Source organism: Paenibacillus sp. J22FR21, from assembly GCF_056269135.1.
Genome location: NZ_JBWDNJ010000002.1, coordinates 234,145 through 250,595, shown reverse-complemented (window position 1 = coordinate 250,595; position 16,451 = coordinate 234,145). Strand labels below are relative to the sequence as shown.

The 16,451-nt window shown below is 48.9% G+C and carries 14 protein-coding genes; 5 read left to right on the top strand and 9 right to left on the bottom strand.

Going from position 1 to position 16,451, the window contains the following annotated elements:
- Nucleotides 1–49: 49 nt before the first annotated feature.
- The 5 genes from AC0YNS_RS06935 to AC0YNS_RS06915 all read right to left on the bottom strand — a co-directional run bounded on the left by AC0YNS_RS06935 (nucleotide 50) and on the right by AC0YNS_RS06915 (nucleotide 7,233).
- Nucleotides 50–1,645 carry an NHL domain-containing protein gene (locus AC0YNS_RS06935; RefSeq protein WP_475780296.1) on the bottom strand — a complete coding sequence of 532 codons (1,596 nt, stop codon included), beginning with the start codon at nucleotides 1,643–1,645 and terminating at the stop codon, nucleotides 50–52.
- Nucleotides 1,646–1,665: 20 nt separating this feature from the next.
- Complete coding sequence (locus tag AC0YNS_RS06930; protein ID WP_475780295.1) at nucleotides 1,666–3,552, bottom strand: FecR family protein; 1,887 nt, start codon at nucleotides 3,550–3,552, stop codon at nucleotides 1,666–1,668.
- Complete coding sequence (locus AC0YNS_RS06925) at nucleotides 3,549–5,474, bottom strand: CHASE2 domain-containing protein (RefSeq protein WP_475780294.1); 1,926 nt, start codon at nucleotides 5,472–5,474, stop codon at nucleotides 3,549–3,551. The genes AC0YNS_RS06930 and AC0YNS_RS06925 overlap by 4 nt, the downstream gene beginning before the upstream one ends.
- A 169-nt stretch (nucleotides 5,475–5,643) precedes the next feature.
- Nucleotides 5,644–5,880 (bottom strand): ferredoxin, encoded by a 237-nt coding sequence (locus tag AC0YNS_RS06920; RefSeq protein WP_090572928.1) that lies wholly within the window; start codon nucleotides 5,878–5,880, stop codon nucleotides 5,644–5,646.
- Between the two features lie 66 nt (nucleotides 5,881–5,946).
- Nucleotides 5,947–7,233: a DNA polymerase IV gene (locus tag AC0YNS_RS06915; protein WP_475780293.1), complete on the bottom strand. Its 1,287-nt coding sequence runs from the start codon at nucleotides 7,231–7,233 to the stop codon at nucleotides 5,947–5,949.
- Nucleotides 7,234–7,415: 182 nt separating this feature from the next.
- Here AC0YNS_RS06915 and cimA point away from each other — a divergent pair, with 182 nt between their 5' ends.
- Nucleotides 7,416–9,032 carry a citramalate synthase gene (gene cimA / locus AC0YNS_RS06910; protein ID WP_475780292.1) on the top strand — a complete coding sequence of 539 codons (1,617 nt, stop codon included), beginning with the start codon at nucleotides 7,416–7,418 and terminating at the stop codon, nucleotides 9,030–9,032.
- 68 nt (nucleotides 9,033–9,100) lie between these two features.
- On the opposite strand, the gene AC0YNS_RS06905 is transcribed toward cimA, so the two are convergent.
- Nucleotides 9,101–9,661, bottom strand: coding sequence for a TlpA family protein disulfide reductase (locus AC0YNS_RS06905; RefSeq protein WP_475780291.1), 561 nt, complete (start codon nucleotides 9,659–9,661; stop codon nucleotides 9,101–9,103).
- A 136-nt stretch (nucleotides 9,662–9,797) separates the two neighbouring features.
- Here AC0YNS_RS06905 and AC0YNS_RS06900 point away from each other — a divergent pair, with 136 nt between their 5' ends.
- On the top strand, nucleotides 9,798–11,105 hold the full coding sequence (locus AC0YNS_RS06900) for an MFS transporter (protein ID WP_475780290.1): 1,308 nt from the start codon (nucleotides 9,798–9,800) through the stop codon (nucleotides 11,103–11,105).
- 44 nt (nucleotides 11,106–11,149) lie between these two features.
- Complete coding sequence (locus AC0YNS_RS06895; RefSeq protein ID WP_475780289.1) at nucleotides 11,150–11,596, top strand: M67 family metallopeptidase; 447 nt, start codon at nucleotides 11,150–11,152, stop codon at nucleotides 11,594–11,596.
- Here AC0YNS_RS06895 and AC0YNS_RS06890 read toward each other — a convergent pair.
- From AC0YNS_RS06890 to AC0YNS_RS06880, 3 genes are read right to left on the bottom strand one after another with little or no spacing between them, the layout of a single operon-like run.
- Nucleotides 11,570–12,304, bottom strand: coding sequence for an exonuclease domain-containing protein (locus AC0YNS_RS06890; RefSeq protein WP_475780288.1), 735 nt, complete (start codon nucleotides 12,302–12,304; stop codon nucleotides 11,570–11,572). The genes AC0YNS_RS06895 and AC0YNS_RS06890 overlap by 27 nt on opposite strands.
- 18 nt (nucleotides 12,305–12,322) lie before the next feature.
- Complete coding sequence (locus tag AC0YNS_RS06885; protein WP_475780287.1) at nucleotides 12,323–13,393, bottom strand: DUF294 nucleotidyltransferase-like domain-containing protein; 1,071 nt, start codon at nucleotides 13,391–13,393, stop codon at nucleotides 12,323–12,325.
- 57 nt (nucleotides 13,394–13,450) lie between these two features.
- The gene (locus tag AC0YNS_RS06880; protein WP_475780286.1) at nucleotides 13,451–14,821 is read right to left on the bottom strand and encodes an ammonium transporter; all 1,371 of its coding nucleotides are present in this window, start codon (nucleotides 14,819–14,821) and stop codon (nucleotides 13,451–13,453) included.
- Nucleotides 14,822–15,223: 402 nt separating this feature from the next.
- On the opposite strand from AC0YNS_RS06880, the gene AC0YNS_RS06875 reads away from it, so the two are divergent.
- Both AC0YNS_RS06875 and AC0YNS_RS06870 read left to right on the top strand, forming a co-directional pair.
- Nucleotides 15,224–15,664 (top strand): MerR family transcriptional regulator, encoded by a 441-nt coding sequence (locus AC0YNS_RS06875; protein WP_475780285.1) that lies wholly within the window; start codon nucleotides 15,224–15,226, stop codon nucleotides 15,662–15,664.
- A gap of 28 nt (nucleotides 15,665–15,692) precedes the next feature.
- Entirely contained in the window at nucleotides 15,693–16,373 is a 681-nt protein-coding gene (locus tag AC0YNS_RS06870; RefSeq protein ID WP_475780284.1) for a zinc metallopeptidase, read from the top strand.
- The last annotated feature ends 78 nt before the right edge of the window (nucleotides 16,374–16,451 follow it).

Here is a 16,451-nt window from a genome sequence, read left to right as displayed (position 1 = left end):
TACGGTTTGCACCGCACAGCTTTTTTGTGAAAATTTTAATGTAACTACCCTAGAACTTCTTATCACGCAGCAGTACCGCCTGAGCATCGGATAACCATTGTACATCAAGTCCAAGCTCCTCCGCGAAGAAGCGGACCGGCAAGAATAATCTGCTGTCAGACGTGAATGTTGCCGAGCGAAGGGTCAATGTTTCAGCTGCTCCGCTTGAACGCTTCTTCATGATTTGAGCTGAACCGCTCTTCACCGTATAGCTGACACCATTAAGCTCCAGAACAGCCGACCCGCCTGCATATTTCACTTTGAAACCAAGCTTCTCCGTTAACACTCGAAGCGGTACGAACGTTGTTCCAGCCTTGATGATCGGCGCCACATCGGCGTCCAGCACGTTCTGATGATAGAGCAAATGGATGCTTCCATCTGCCTTCACTTGCTCCGGAACCGCATAGGGTACCACAACTCTTACCGTGTTGCTTCCAGCATCGGCAATTGCGAATGCGCCTTGTCCCATCCAAACCACATCGGTCGGCCGATTAAGCGTCGCACTTCCCGCAATTCCGCTGGTTCTGCCCTCTTCGCCAGGCGTACCCGCAACCGTTGTGACCACACCATGATTCAAATAACGGATAACATGATTAAGCGAGTCCGCGATAAGCACGCCGCCCTCAGGCGTAACGGTCAAACCACGAGGTGTTTGAAACTTCGCACTCGCTGCCTTTCCATCCGCATACCCGCCTAATGAATAGGGGGCATTGGCTTCATAGTTGACAGCGGTACCCGTTATGCCACCTGCAACCGTTGTAACCGTCTGCGTTTTGAAATCAATATAACGAATGCGATTATTGCCTGTATCACTTACGTATAAATTGCCTTTCGCATCTAAAGCAAGGCCGCTCGGTTCATTGAACTTAGCCTTACTGAGCGGACCGTCCGCATAATCCCCGACTCCTTCAACTACGCCGGGGAAATACTCGACAATACGTGCCGAAGCCGCGTTCAATGTCGTCACTTTACCTGCTTTAATTTGACGAATGACATGATTCAGTGTATCTGCTACATAAATGACACCATCGCCCGTAACGGCTACATCCAATGGATGATAGAAGCGAGCTGCTTCACCATTCCCATCAGCCAAACCCATAACTCCATTCCCTGCAATCGTTATTACTTTGCCTTCATTCGTAATTTTGCGGATTGCATGGTTCTCGGCATCTGCAACATACACGGCACCGCTCGCATCTTCAGCCAAACCGGAGGGACGATTAAATGCAGCTTCTGCCGCGGAACCATCAAGCAAGCTTCCAATCGGTGAGTGAAGCTCATCATCTCCGATGTATATCCCAGCTGCTGTTGCAGTCTGCGATGGTGTCACAACACGCAAATTCTGATTACGGGAATCTGCAATCAGAAAGGCATCTGCGCCGGAATCGTATAGCAGTGAGGTCGGTTCACGAAATGCTGCAGCGGCGGATTTGCCATTTGTCAATTCAGAAGCACCCGTGCCGGCTGCCGTATACACCTCATAAAGCGGTTTATTACTAAGCACGGTATCAGCCGTGGACGAAGCAGCATTTACGCTGCCGCTGAATGAACCAAGCAGCACTGCCGCGGCAAGCGTTAGCGCAGCGGTATTCTGTTTATTGATCATGAGATGCTTTTCCCCTTACGTTAATTATTGGCGGGTTTAACTTGGAGCGTTAACTCCGGCCCTTTAACCGTTGCCACCGGAACACCGGCTGCATCAACAGCGGTAATGGACTTGATCCGGAAATGAACCGGCGTTGCCATTGTATCTGGGCCAATCTCTTCATTAGCAGGCAGTATCGCTCTGACCAGGAACGGCAGCTTCAACACCGATGTGGCATTAATGATTTGAACCGAATCGCCTGAGAATTTCGCCACCGTATAAACTAACGTATTGCTGGTTTCGCCTTCCAGGATCCGGAAGTCGTCTACACTATTTGCGCCTGATACTTGCTGTCCTTCAGGCTCTACTACGAAGCCGCCTCCACCGGAACGGTAGTTCAGCGAAGTTGAACCACCATCAAAGCTGCTCGTATTGAAAGTTGCAGCTAAAGAATCAAATTGGATCTCAATCTGATACCCTTTGATTTTGCGAGAATCGCTAAAACCGCTAAACTCAAGTTCGAGATCGACTGCTCCGTTAGAACCCGAAACAATAAGCGGCGAGGTAGCGTATGCAGCTTGACTGAATTTCAAGCTGGCAAGCGCATTTGTTGTTGTTGGAATACCGCTGTTATTGCTGCCTTTGTTATCCTCTTTAATCGGCGCTTTCTCGATCTCTCCGCGGCTTGCATTAAACTTATCCTGCTCGGCCTTAGTCAGCTTCTCGAAGTAGAGCAGCTCCAGCTTCTTGGTAAGCTCGTCCAATGCCTTCCGATTCTCTTCGGCTATCTTCGCCTGTTGCTCCTTTGCCTTCTTTACGGCCTCAGCTAGTTTTTCCTTCTGTTCCTGAAGCTGCTTCTCTTTGGCTTCGCCGAGCTTCTTCTGCTTCTCCTTGAGCTCTTCTGCTGTTTTCTGCTTCAGCTTATCCGCTTCAGAGAGCTTCAGCTCTGCGGCAGTGTCGAGGTCCAGCAGCTTCTCTTTGGCATCTTTATTGATCTGATCGATCACAGACGAATCGACCTTCTTCAGATTCACCGCTTCACGAGCCATAATCGACAACAAGTTCGTCAGATTATCGGTCGCAGCCTGGAGATCCTCAGCTGATTTAATCGTTCCCCCGAAATTATCCTTGCTCGCCGGACCATTTAGACTGTCTTCGGCTTTCTTCAGCATTTCATCTTGCTCCTTGCGAATATTAGCTGCGTCCTCAAGGATGGCTTTGATAATGTCCGGATAAGCATTATTAATGAAGTTTGTAATATCCATAATCGAAACGGATGTCATCAGCCCTTCTCCGTCCGCAGTGTTTGCTTCATCAAGCTGCTGAGTCGGATACAAGGTGACGGTATCATCTTGCTCCGTCTCTCCATCTGCCTCAAGTCGAATTCCGCCTGTAATCGCCTCAATAACACCTGCTGCCAAGAACACGCTCGTCAAACCCGTTCTCGGATTGACGCCGACAAAGAACTGCGTTCCGCGCACACCCATGATCGAGGTTGGCGTTTCCACTTCAAATTGATCATTCGCATTGGATACGGATTTCACTTTCACCCACAACGAGCCCGCCCACACACTCATTTTGGTTTTGGTGCCACTGGATTCCTTGAGCTTCGTAAATGTAACTTGCGAGCTTGGACCGATCGTAACGCTATCCTTATCTGCCTCATCGCTCGCCAGCTGGAGTACCACGTTTCCATCATTACTTGTGGCAATTTGGTCGCCTTCATTTAAGCTCATGTTTTTGAACGCCGCGAATGGCTTGGCTCCGCCTGATTTAAGTACCGTAACGGTACCTTTCATCGAATTTACGATGGCTACGCGCATCACTTGAGCTGAAGCCTTACCGGCACCTGCAAAAAGTGATGCCGGCCCGAGCGCGAGCAGCAAGCATAACATCGTGAGCAGCCTGCGGTAGTTGGTGCTGATCATGTTCCTACTCTCCCTTTCAGCTGATCATTCATGATCGCTTCATTATTCGTCGTAACCAATTCGGAATGTTCATCAGCCTCGCCTAACACTTCCGTAACTAGGACAGGCAGCTCTTTCCCCTTCACTTTCACTTCGCCTATGGATTGCGTAATGAACTTCCCTTTCACCCGAGCGAGTGTTTCTTCACTGATCAGAATTTGCCCCGGCTTCGCGTTGGCTTCCAGTCGCGCCGCCAGATTCACGGTGTCCCCTATCGCCGTATAGTCAAGTCGCAGCATCTGAGAGCCGATATTGCCGACGACAGCAGGGCCGCTGTTTACACCGACGCCGAAACGAACGGGAACACCGATCTCACGCAGACATCGTTCCTCGAGCTCGGCCGATTGGCGCTTCATCTCCAGTGCCGCACGAACAGCGAGCTCAGGATGGTTCGGTTGCGAAATCGGTGCGCCGAAGATGGCCATAACACCGTCTCCGATAAACTTATCTAACGTACCGTTCCAGTTGAACACGGCCTTCGTGCATATATCCAAGTATTCATTGAGCACTTGAATGACCTGCTCCGGCTCCAACTTCTCCGACATTGGGGTAAATCCGCGAATGTCGACGAATATAACGCTGATGTCGCGGCGTTGACCGCCTACGGTCACTTCCTCACCGGATGCGAGCATTTCATCCACGACCGTTCGCGGTACGAATCGGCCGAAAATATTCGTGACTCGGCTGCGTTCTCTTCGTTCCGCAACATAATGATTGACGACGGACCATATAAAGACCGTTGTTAAGGCCAAGAACGGGTATGTAAACGTAATAAATAAGGATTTCAGCTGATAGAGCTCGATCCATGCCAATATAAGCACAACTGCAAGCAATCCATATACCGCAAACGCCTTGCCACCGGTAAACCGTTCAAACAATAGTGTTGAAAGGAGCGTCAGCAGAATGATTAATACGTAGTTCACAACCGGACTTGCTTTCGTCGAGAATTTACCGGCAACCAGCGATTGAATCATGTTCGCGTGAATCTCAACCCCGTACATCTTCAGCGTCGTGCTGAGCGGAGTAAAGTATTCGTCCTGCAAGCCGGCTGCGAATGGTCCGATCAGAACAACATCACCTTGATAGTAATCAGCTGGAATATTGCCTGACAGCACATCGAAGAAGGATTGCGAATCATACCCTGTTGCAAGGCTCATCTCTTCACGAGGCTCCGTGTAGAATTCCGTGGCGATCTGGTTGCGACTGTCCGCCGGAATTCGCTGCTCCCCGCGATACCATTCTTTCTTGTCCTCATTCCATACGATCTGATGCTCTTGATCCAGCAAATAATTAGCCAACTTTACACTGAACGCCGGAATCACATGACCTTGATCATCCTTCAAACCGATCGTAAGCTTACGAACTGTACTGTCTTTATCCTGCAGGACATTGATATGTCCTAATTGATCAGCCCCTGCTCCGATCGTTTCGGCAGGATAGGAAATCGATTCCGTCTCAAGCTCACCGGCCTCATCTTGTCTGGCCTTGAAGTTAAATACGACAGGTAAAATGACATTGGGGTACTTCTTCATCGTCTCCGCCATAAGCTTGTCGCTCTCCGGATCATTCCCCGGCTCGGCCAGCACGACGTCCAGCGCGATTGCTTTGGCACCCGCTTCAGCTAACATCGAGATTAGCTGTGCATAGAGTCCGCGATCCCATGGAAATTGTCCTAAATTGTCGAGCGAGGCTTGGTCGATTTTGATAAGCTTGATGTTCACATTCGGCGCACGATCCGCATCTGCTTTCTGCATGATCTTATCTTGCAAAACGGACTCTACCTGCCCCAGTGTGCCGCCTGTTCCCAAACTGCTTAGAAACGACCAGAACAAACAGATCAGCAGCCCTACGGCTGTTGTTATCAACCACTTTCGCCTAAGCATATTTTCCCCCTAGTTCCGCAAAAATCAGTAAATTTTTCCTAGTAATCTTCCTTCTATTCTAGTTCACTTTCAGAAGATATGGCAATATAAACATGTCGAAACAACAAGAAAAATCCCACCTCTTGTCGAAACAAGAAATGGGATTATTCTTCGTTCATATTTAGCAGAATTAGTTGTTAAAAGCTGTGTCTGCGATTTTGATGGAATCCGTCGGGCAGCCGTCTGCCGCGTCTTGCAAATCATCATATAAATCCGATGGGATTTCTGTGTTGCCGTGGTTACCGTCGCTGCCGAAAATAACCTCTGCTAGACCTTCATCGTCGTAGTCGTAAATGTCCGGTGCCGTTGCCCCGCATGCTCCGCAAGCAATGCACGTATCTTTTTCAACCCAAGTAAACTTCGACATCGTATTCCCTCCTATTAATTGTAAGCCAAGAAACTTACGATTGTGTGGTTTTTTAGCGAACAACCCTCACTCATCACTATATAACATATGCTCGTCAGTTTGCAAGGATGTCCCTCTAATTCGTTTGTTACGAATTAATGCCGAAGGATCGTCTCCAAGCATGCCTGCTGTCAGTACGGCATCCTCGCCAAACTTATCGCGAAGCATATCCATAGCCTTTGTTAAAGCAGCCTTGCGAGGCTGTTCTTCAAATTCGAACAAGTCTAGCTGAACGGCCGTTTCATCCTGCAAAGATAGATTCTGCAGTGTAATTCCCAGTAGTCTGACAGGCTCGCCTAGCGGCCAATGTTTATCGAATAGTTTACAAGCTTCTTTATGAATATCTGCAGCGGAATCTGTCGGTACAGGAAGCGTAATCGATCTGCTTACAGTGGTCATATCCGGTCTGCGGATGACGATCTGAACGGTGGATGCCATCATCTTCTGATGGCGCATTCTGCGCCCGGTTTGATCCGCCAAATTCAGCAGGATACGATGCACTTCCGTGCGTTCCTTCACATCCTTGGGCAGTGTCGTCGTATGACCGACCGATTTGTTTCGTTCTCTGGCTGCATTAACCTGTGCATGATCATACCCATACGAAGCGGACTTCATCCATGCACCGAGTACGCCAAAATGCTTCGTCAGCATGACTTCATCGGCTTCCGCCAGTTGCCCGATTGTGCGTATATTCAGTTTCAATAGTTTGTCTGCCGTCTTCCTGCCGATACCGAACAGCGAGTCACAGGGTTTATCCCACAACAGCTTCGGAACGTCGCGAATACGCAGCACGGTGAACCCGTTAGGCTTCTGCATATCGGAGGCCATCTTGGCCAGCAGCTTATTCGGCGCTACACCAACCGAGCATGGAAGATTCCATTCATTACGGATTCGATCCTGAATGGCATGCGCAATTTCCAGCGGTTCTCCGAATGCGGAGGAACCTGTAATATCCATATAGCATTCATCGATGGACATCGCTTCAACTAAAGGCGTATATTGCCTGGCGATCGACATAAACCCGCGCGAATAAGTGCGGTACAGATCAAAATCAGGGCGAATGAGAATCAAATCCGGGCAGCGGCGCATGCCTTCGCGAACCGTCATCCCCGTCTTCACCCCTTGCTTGCGGGCCGCATAGGAAGAAGTGACAATAATGCCTTTGCGCAGCTCCACACTGCCGGCGACTGCTGTAGGCTTTCCTTTATATAGATGCGGTTCTTCCGCTTCATGTACCGAGCAATAGAATGCATTCATGTCTAGGTGCAAAATAATACGGTTCTTGGCAGCCGGTTTCTGATGATCCGTGGACATTACTGACTTCCTCCTATTCCGCTAAATTTGCTTCTAACCTCAGCATACAATTGCCGATAGAGCCAGTCAACTCGCGGCTTTTCGGTGACCGCAACCGAACATTTACGCACTGGACAAGTAATGCTATAATAAAAAATTATGACTACGCATAGGATTAGTAGTGAAGGGGGCTTCTGAAAATAATGGCAAACACAATCTCCATTTTCGACACTACGCTGAGAGATGGCACGCAAGGCGAAGGAATCAGCCTCTCCGCAGACGACAAAATAAAAATTGCCCAGAAGCTTGATTTACTTGGCGTTCATTATATTGAAGGCGGAAATCCAGGCAGCAACAGCAAGGATATCGAGTTCTTTCAACGTGTCAAGCATTTGAAGCTGGGTGCTAAGATCACCGCTTTCGGCAGCACAAGGCGCAAGAATTCTTTGGCAGAGCAAGATAGCAGCCTGCTGCGAATTGTTGAGTCCGGTGTTCCTGCTGCTACGCTGGTCGGCAAGTCATGGGATTTCCATGTACATACCGCTCTGCAGACGACGCTTGAAGAGAACCTGGCAATGATTTACGATTCCTTTGCCTTCCTTAAACGCAATGACGTTGAAGCCATCTTCGATGCGGAGCATTTCTTCGATGGGTACAAGCATAACCCTGAGTATGCACTCTCCGTACTGCGCAAAGCGCAAGATGCAGGCGCGGATTGGATCGTGCTTTGCGACACGAACGGCGGCACATTGCCATCCGAAGTACATGATATCGTTACACGCATCCGAATGGAGCTTAACGCTCCGATCGGTATTCATACGCACAACGACTGCGAGCTTGCCGTAGCTAACACTTTAGCTGCTGTACAGGCTGGTGCCCGTCAGGTGCAAGGAACAATCAACGGTTATGGCGAACGCTGCGGCAACGCGAATCTGTGCTCGATCATCCCGAATCTTCAAATCAAAATGAATTATCGCTGCGTGAGTGATGATCAACTTCAGTCCCTTACGAAAACAGCCCGCTACATTAGCGAGATCGCGAATGTTCACATGCCTGTTGCACAGCCTTACGTCGGTAACGCTGCTTTCGCACATAAAGGCGGCATTCACGTTTCCGCGATCATGAAAGACTCTAAGACGTACGAGCATATTCGCCCTGAACTGGTTGGCAATAAGCAGCGTGTACTCGTCTCTGAACTTGCCGGTCAAAGCAATATCATCTCCAAGGCTCAAGAGCTCGGACTTGATATTAACGCCAATAACGACAAGACCAAAGAAATCATGGAACGAATCAAAGACCTTGAGCATCAAGGCTACCAATTCGAAGGTGCCGATGCATCGCTCGAGCTGCTGCTGCGTGATGCCTTTGGCGAAATGAAAGAAATTTTCAAACTGGAATCTCTCAAAATGATCGTGGAGAAAACAAACGGCAACGGAATGAATGCCGAAGCGATCGTAAAAGTGAAAGTTGACGATCAAACCGTCTACATGGCGGCTGAGGGCAATGGTCCGGTTAATGCACTTAACAATGCGCTTCGCAAATCACTGGAGCAGTTCTACCCAAGCATAAACGACTTCCACCTCTCCGACTATAAAGTTCGGGTCATCGATGAGAAGGACGCAACGGCTGCTAAAGTCCGTGTCTTAATGGAATCCACCGACTTCAAGAATACTTGGAACACGGTCGGCGTCTCGAACAACGTAATTGAAGCGAGCTGGGAAGCGCTGGTCGACAGCATCCGTTATGCACTGCTCAATATGTCCAAGATCGATAATGCCATGGATGAGCCTCGCGAACAGTTCGGATTGGTTAATCACTAAACGGCAAGAACGCCGTATCCGCCATAATTGGCGGATACGGCGTTCTTTATTTTACGCTGCGGTAGTAGTTATGTGCCTGTATGCTGCTCTTCTTGAACATCAATCCATTTGTCGATAATCGCTTCCCACTTGCTCTTGGAAATAACCCCGCCTATCCGCTCTCTCACAATTCCGTTGCTGTCAATCAAGAGGGTCGTAGGGAATGTGTTCACTTTGTACAAGTCAGTCGCTTTGCCGTCCCGATCCATCAGAATGGGGAATTTAAGCTTCTGCTCCGTGACAAACTCTCTTGCCTGACGCTCTTTATCCAAGCTTGTTGCATTAATGCCGTAGAGCTCCAGCTTATCGCCATACTTCTCCGAAAGTGCCTGCATATCAGGCGCCTCCATCTCGCAAGGCCAGCACCACGAAGCCCAGAAATTCACCATAAGCAGTTTCTCGCGTTTACCGCCGATAGGTGTTGCCTGATCTGTTAAGTCAGGAAGCTCAAGTGTGGGGGCCGTATAGCCCGGCTTGGGCAGCATGTCGCTGGAAGCGGCAAGCGCTTCGTTATGTTTTCCTCTATTTTGGTAGACTGCGGCACCGGCCAATACCAGCACGATGACGATCAGCACGATCGAACGTTTCATCCTTGCGCCTTCTTTCTTCTATGCAATATCTGTTTCGGACAACCTCCCTACATGTTACCACGCTTGGGAATGGATGCTCAAGTTCGTGGGAACATTACCGTCGAGATGACACAATTTCGCCATGGGAGCTGTTCTAATGAAACAAGCAACTAAATCCGGATGGGCCGCAAGGAACCCAGGCAAGCTGCGCACAAGCGGTTCGAGCGGCGGCAGCAAGAATAAGGCTGATCAAGGTGAACAGGGCAAGGGCAAATGGCTGCAATACTGCGCGCTCGCAACTGTCCCGCTCGTCCTCGTATTAGGCAACTCCATGCTCGTCCCGATCTTGCCGGATATGGAGAAGGAGCTTGGCATTTCAGGATTTCAAGCAAGTCTTGTCATTACGTTGTTTTCGGTGGCAGCCGGCCTCATCATCCCGATCTCCGGATACTTATCGGATCGTTTCACGCGTAAAGCCGTCATTCTGCCTTCTCTCGCTCTCTATGGAATAGCAGGGATAGTGGCAGGCATCGGAGCAGTTATGCATGCCTATTGGCTGCTTATTGCGGCACGCGCGCTTCAAGGAATCGGTGCTGCCGGCACTTCCCCAATCGCAATGGCACTTGTAGGTGACATGTACAAGGACGGCAGTGAAAGTGAAGCATTAGGGCTCATAGAAGCTTCGAACGGCGCAGGTAAGGTCGTAAGCCCGATCATCGGTTCGCTGCTCGCCTTAATGGCTTGGTATGCCCCTTTGTTTGCCTTTCCATTATTCTGTGCAGGGTCATTCTTCGCCATGATGTTCTTAATCAAAGAACCGCCCAAAGAAAATAAAGAGAAAACACCGGTTAAGCAGTATATTGCGGGCATCGCAAAGGTCTTCAAGGAGAAGGGGCGCTGGCTCATCTCCGCATTCGTTTCCGGTTCACTGGGGCTCTTTATTCTGTTCGGAGTCCTGTTCCGGTTATCTGATGTCCTTGAAGAAGCTCCTTACAATATTGACGGTGTAGCTAAGGGGGGCGTTCTCGCGATCCCGCTCCTATTCCTAGTTATTACAGCTTACTTGACCGGACGCAAAATCAAAAACAACGGCGCACTCATGCGCCGGCTCATGATCATCGGCTTATCCGTGATGGGCTTGGCATTGGCTGCGGCTGCTTTCATCCACAACAGTGTGTATGCGTTAATCGGCTTCGCAGCGCTCAGCAGCGCCGGCACCGGACTATTGCTTCCCTGCCTGAATACGCTCATTACCGGCTCCGTAGATCGCGAGCATCGGGGTATGGTCACCTCCCTCTACAGCAGCTTGCGTTTCTTCGGTGTCGCCTTCGGACCTCCTTTATTCGGCTGGATGGCCAAACGTTCCGATACACTGTTGTACAGTGTTGTCGCGGTTCTCTCATTTGGTGCCTTGCTCATTATTATTTTCTTTGTTCATCCCCCGAAGACAGCTGGTGATGCGTAGTATAATGGAACAATGACCTTCGAAACGAAAGAGGCATTGTGAATATGAACAAAGTGACAATTACATCCGATGCCTATCAATCCCTCGTGGAAATCTGCCTCAGAGCATTTCCAGAAGAGGCATGCGGGATACTGACCGGCACCGACACATCCAGGCAAGCACAGCAGCCTGAAGTAACCGTAACAGGTATCCAGGCCATACGTAATCGATCGCAACAGCCGCTCAATCGGTTCGCATTCGATCCCGAGGAGTGGATTCAAGCCTATTTCAGCATGCAAAAAAACCGACAATCGCTTGTCGGCTACTTTCACTCCCATCCATCGTCCATGCCGATTCCAAGCACTGCAGATTGGAATGGTCTCCACGCGACGGAATCGGGCATAAACTATTGGATTGTTTCGCTTCAACAGGTGGACAAGCCGCTCATCCAGCCCTATTGGGCAGAGAACGGCCGCTTCACCCCATTAATGCTGACTAAGATAAGCATATAAGTCCTCAAGCGTAATTACATTTCGATTATGCATTTGCTGCAAATAATGTACCCACAGCTTCGCTGTCATAAGGGAATCCTCCAGCGCATGATGTCGCTGCGTGATCTCAATCCCGCTTAATGTCAGCATATCGTCTAAGTTATACGTGAGCCGATTGGGCTCCAGCCATTTCGCGACCAGCATCGTATCAAGCACGCGATGCGTCAGATTGACTTTCGAAGTGCGCCATAGCGCCGCATTCAGAAACTGCTTGTCATGACCGCTGGCGTGCGCGATTAGCAATCTTTTACCGACGAATTCCATGAAATCATGAAGCACCTGCATCAAATCCGGCGCATCCTGGGCCATTTCATTCGTAATTCCGGTTAACTCCGTGATATGCTTGGGCACTTTTCGTTTAGGATTAACCAAGCTGTAGAATGTTCCGCCTTCTACAAGCTGATCTCCTTTCACGAGCACAGCGCCAACCGATAGGATCTCATCCCCGTTCGTCGGATAGAATCCGGTCGTCTCCAGATCAAAGACAACGACCTCCATATCTTGCAGCGGCTGATCCATAATCGATTCCTTGCGCTGCTCCTTTGACATCGAACGGATAAAGGCCATTTGCTGTGCGTTTTGAGCGCCCATCATCGAAGCAATCGCCGGTGTAATTCCGCCCATTTTGTATAAATGCCACATCCTGCCTACACTTTTTTGCTCCTTCATGGTTCTCCCTCCGCTGCCCTAGAGCCTACCCGCCGTCTGCTTATGAACGAAGCGTTGCAGCTTCTTAACTCCCTTGAGTCCGGATTTCAGCTCATCGATTAATTCCTTTGTCAGCTTCACTTGCGGCAGCTTCCCATTGTTCGTGTAAAGCCCATCTTCCCGTTTCTCCGTACTCATCAGCCGAAGACGCATGAACAAACGAAATATTCCGGAATACATGACACAGTCTTCTTCGGTTAAGACGGCTAGTTGACGCAACCGGTTTATCCGCGCAAGTGTCGACGTTTCTCGTACGCCTGCTTGAATGCTTAACAATCGCATCGCATTCACCATTGGGATATAAGCACCGTATTTCAGATCCAAGCTGCCGGCGTCTGTGCCGTATTGTTCTTTAAGCAGCTGACCGAATACGCCTATCAACACCTTATGACGCATCGTATTATTAAGCATGTGATGAACGATAACACGGTGATTTAACATATCGGAATAATAATGATCCTTCATCGCTGTAAGCAGCTGGTTCTGACCATAAATGATTCGGCTGTCAGCAATGATGAGAAGATACCTGACACACTCCCAATCCGGATCATCAAACCAACCGTCTAACTTCGCTTTCCACTGCGAGAGTGATTGGCACCAGATCGGATTAGAGCTGATTACCTCTCCTTCACATGGCGGATAACCGAGCTTCTGAAGCATATCGACAATCGTTTCGGCGAAGATATGAAAATAAGCCGTTACTCGCTCACGCTTCGACTCTTCCTCCGGATCGTCGTAAATCATGCCGCTGTCTTGGTCGCTTGACAGCGTTTGTTCCGCCCTGCCTCCGCTGCCGAACAATAAATACGCGTATGGCACGGGTGGGGAACCGTGCCCCAGCCGTGCCATTTGCGCTTCTGATAATGAGATCGCCCGACGAATTAACGCATCATGTACCTCATTCAGATCCGTATTAAATTGTTCAATCGGCTGCTTCATATGCAGAGCTTCCATTCGCTCGTGGATTTGATCCCGCAAGCCGCGCAGCGTCACCACATCATCGGTAGTCCCGATGCGTGTAAGCAGCTTCGCACGAACCGGATCGCTCATGCTGTGCTCACCCCTATGTCAGTATATCGAACAACTTTTTAAGGCTGCTTTTGCTGCTTACATGTTTTGTTGTGCTTTTTTCATTTGCTCCGGGTAACCGAAAGTACCATGCTCGGAAAGGTCAAGACCGATAATCTCTTGCTCTTCCGTAACGCGAAGACCCATAACTACTTTCATGATTCCAAGCAATACGAAGGAAACGAGGAGGACGTAGCCGCCGCAAACGAGTACGGATTCAAGCTGTACCCACATTTGATGCCAGTTGCCTGTGTCGATAATACCGCCTTTACCAACGTTAAGCTTCGTTGCCAGTTCATCTGTTGCAAAGATACCATTCGCCAATGTACCCCAAACCCCTGCTGCACCGTGAACAGAAAGTGCATAGATTGGATCGTCGACTTTGATTTTCTCGAAGAACTTAGCGCTGAAGAATACGAGTACGCCTGCAAGTAAACCGATTACTACAGCTGCCCAAGGATCTACGAACGCACAGCTTGCAGTGATAGCAACAAGACCGGCAAGAGCACCATTCAACGTTGTAGGGATATCTGCTTTGCCGTTTACAAGCCAGGAGATCAGAAGTGCTGCTACTGCGCCGCCCGCTGCGCCGAGTTGCGTGTTGAATGCAACGTAACCGAAGAACCCGTCGCCTACACCAAGAGCACTACCTGCGTTAAAGCCGAACCAGCCAACCCATAGTATAAGTACGGACAAAGCTCCAAATACTTGGTTATGACCTAGAATTTCATTTGCCGAGCCGTCTTTATTGAAGCGGCCGATACGCGGCTTCAGAAGTACGGTTGCCGCAAAGGCTGCAAGAGCACCGGTTAAATGAACAACTGTGGAGCCGGCATAGTCTTGCGCGCCTTCAGCGAACAACCAGCCAGTTGGGCTCCAGATCCAGTGGGAAATAACAGGATAGATAAGTGCTGTAAACAATACGGTAAAGACGAGGTATGCAGATAGCTTAGCGCGTTCTGCGAAACCGCCCCATGCGATGGAAAGTGATACTGCTGCGAAAGCTAATTGGAATACGAAGAAGATTGTCGAAGGAAGTGCTTCGCCTTCTGCTGCCGATACTGCAGGAGCGAATAAGTAGCTGCCCCATCCGATAAATTTACTGATTGAATTCTCAGCGTTATCTGCACCGAAAGCAAAAGCATAACCTACAGCCCAGTAAACCAAGGTACAAAGTCCCAATGTGAAGATTGTTTTACCGGCAATATGCCCGGCATTCTTCATGCGTGTCGAACCGGATTCAAGAAGAATAAATCCACCTTGCATCAAGATTACCAACACTGCTGCGACTAGAACCCAAATCGAGTTCAACCCCATGTTCAGTGTTCCTGCAGACGGGTCGTCTGCGAAAGCCATTGCTGGAAATAACAACATAAGAGCACCTAAAGACAAAATCAACTTTTTGACCACTACGACCACTCCCTAATGTAATGTTTCTTGACATGCTAGGAAAGACTTAATGTCATTATAGTCAGAAGTACCACTTTTGACAATACAGTTTTTTCATTTTCTCGAAAAAAATCTAACATTCGCTTCTTCGAACGATTCGAATGTTAAGTTTTTTCACAATTTTAACACCGAAACGGCCTTTTTACCGCTTCATCCTTCGCGTTTTGAACGTTTTTCTATCCTATTCTATGTCACACTCTTCCTATAAATTACGAAATTCCTTTCTAGTAGCTAAGTCTCATGTTAGGTTTTATACTTACATATTTCGTCAAAGCATTACGTTTGACTGTATGGTTATAGATTCTGTATCATAGGTACTAGAAGAATAACGCCTATACCCGTTTAAAGAGAGAGGTGATTCCATTGTCCGACCATGCGCTGCACCGGATTGGTGAATTATCGAAGTTAGCCGGCGTAAGTCCACGTACAATCGATTTCTACACATCAATGGGTCTGATCGAACCCGAACGGCGATCAGCCAAAAATTATCGTCTCTATAGCGATGAAACCTTGAATCGGCTCAAACGTATAGTACAGTTGAAGAAAGACAAATATACGCTCGATGAAATCAAGGCTAATTTGGCAGGCTGGCGCAAAGTTTCTACTGAGGATCAAGTGTCAGGCAGGCTGATGGATCTCCAGCTTCATCTAGAACAGCTGCAACGCGAAGTACAGGAGATTGAACCAGTCCTAAACCAATTGAAGCCTCAGCAGGCCAAGCAGGTGTTTAAACGGCTTGCGCCCCAAACAGCTGCATGCGTTGAAGCCTTAATGCTACTCATTAACAAAGGCGGCTTAATGTAGGATTTCAACACTAATGGAGGGAACTATTATGTTTTTTCACCCAATGGATTTTCTAATCATCATCGCCTTCCTATTATCGTTATGGGCACAATTCAGAGTTCGCGGTACATTTAATCGCTGGTCAGAGGTTCCGATCAACAGCGGTCTTACTGGTTATCAAGCCGCTAGGATGATGCTCGATCGCAATGGACTACATGATGTACCGGTTGAACCGGTTCCAGGAACGCTTTCTGACCATTACGACCCGATTCACCGCATTGTAAGGTTGTCAGAGCCGGTTTACTACGAGAATTCAATCTCAGCGGTTTCTGTAGCCTGTCACGAGGTCGGCCATGCGATTCAGCATAGTGTGCATTACCCGATGCTGACGCTGCGCCACAAAATTTTCCCAGTCGTTAACTTCGCCTCCGGTGTGGCGCCTTTCTTGTTAATCGCCGGTTTTCTGTTTCAAGCCACTGGATTGATTGGAATTGGCATCTTGTTCTTCTCTTGTGCGGTTGCCTTCCAGCTCGTTACACTGCCTGTAGAGTTTAATGCAAGTAGTCGTGCTCGTGAAATCATGATCTCCGAAGGTTTCATTACGAACGAAGAAGAACGCGGGGTAGCGAAAGTCCTTAATGCTGCAGCATTGACGTACGTGGCGGCAGCATTGATTTCATTGCTTGAGCTGGTCAAGTACATTATGATCTTTACGCAAAGCCGAGATTAATAACAGGTTGAAATCGTAAAGAGGCGGGGATGCATCCCCGCCTCTTTCTTGTTATGCCCATGTAAAAGGCTGACATCC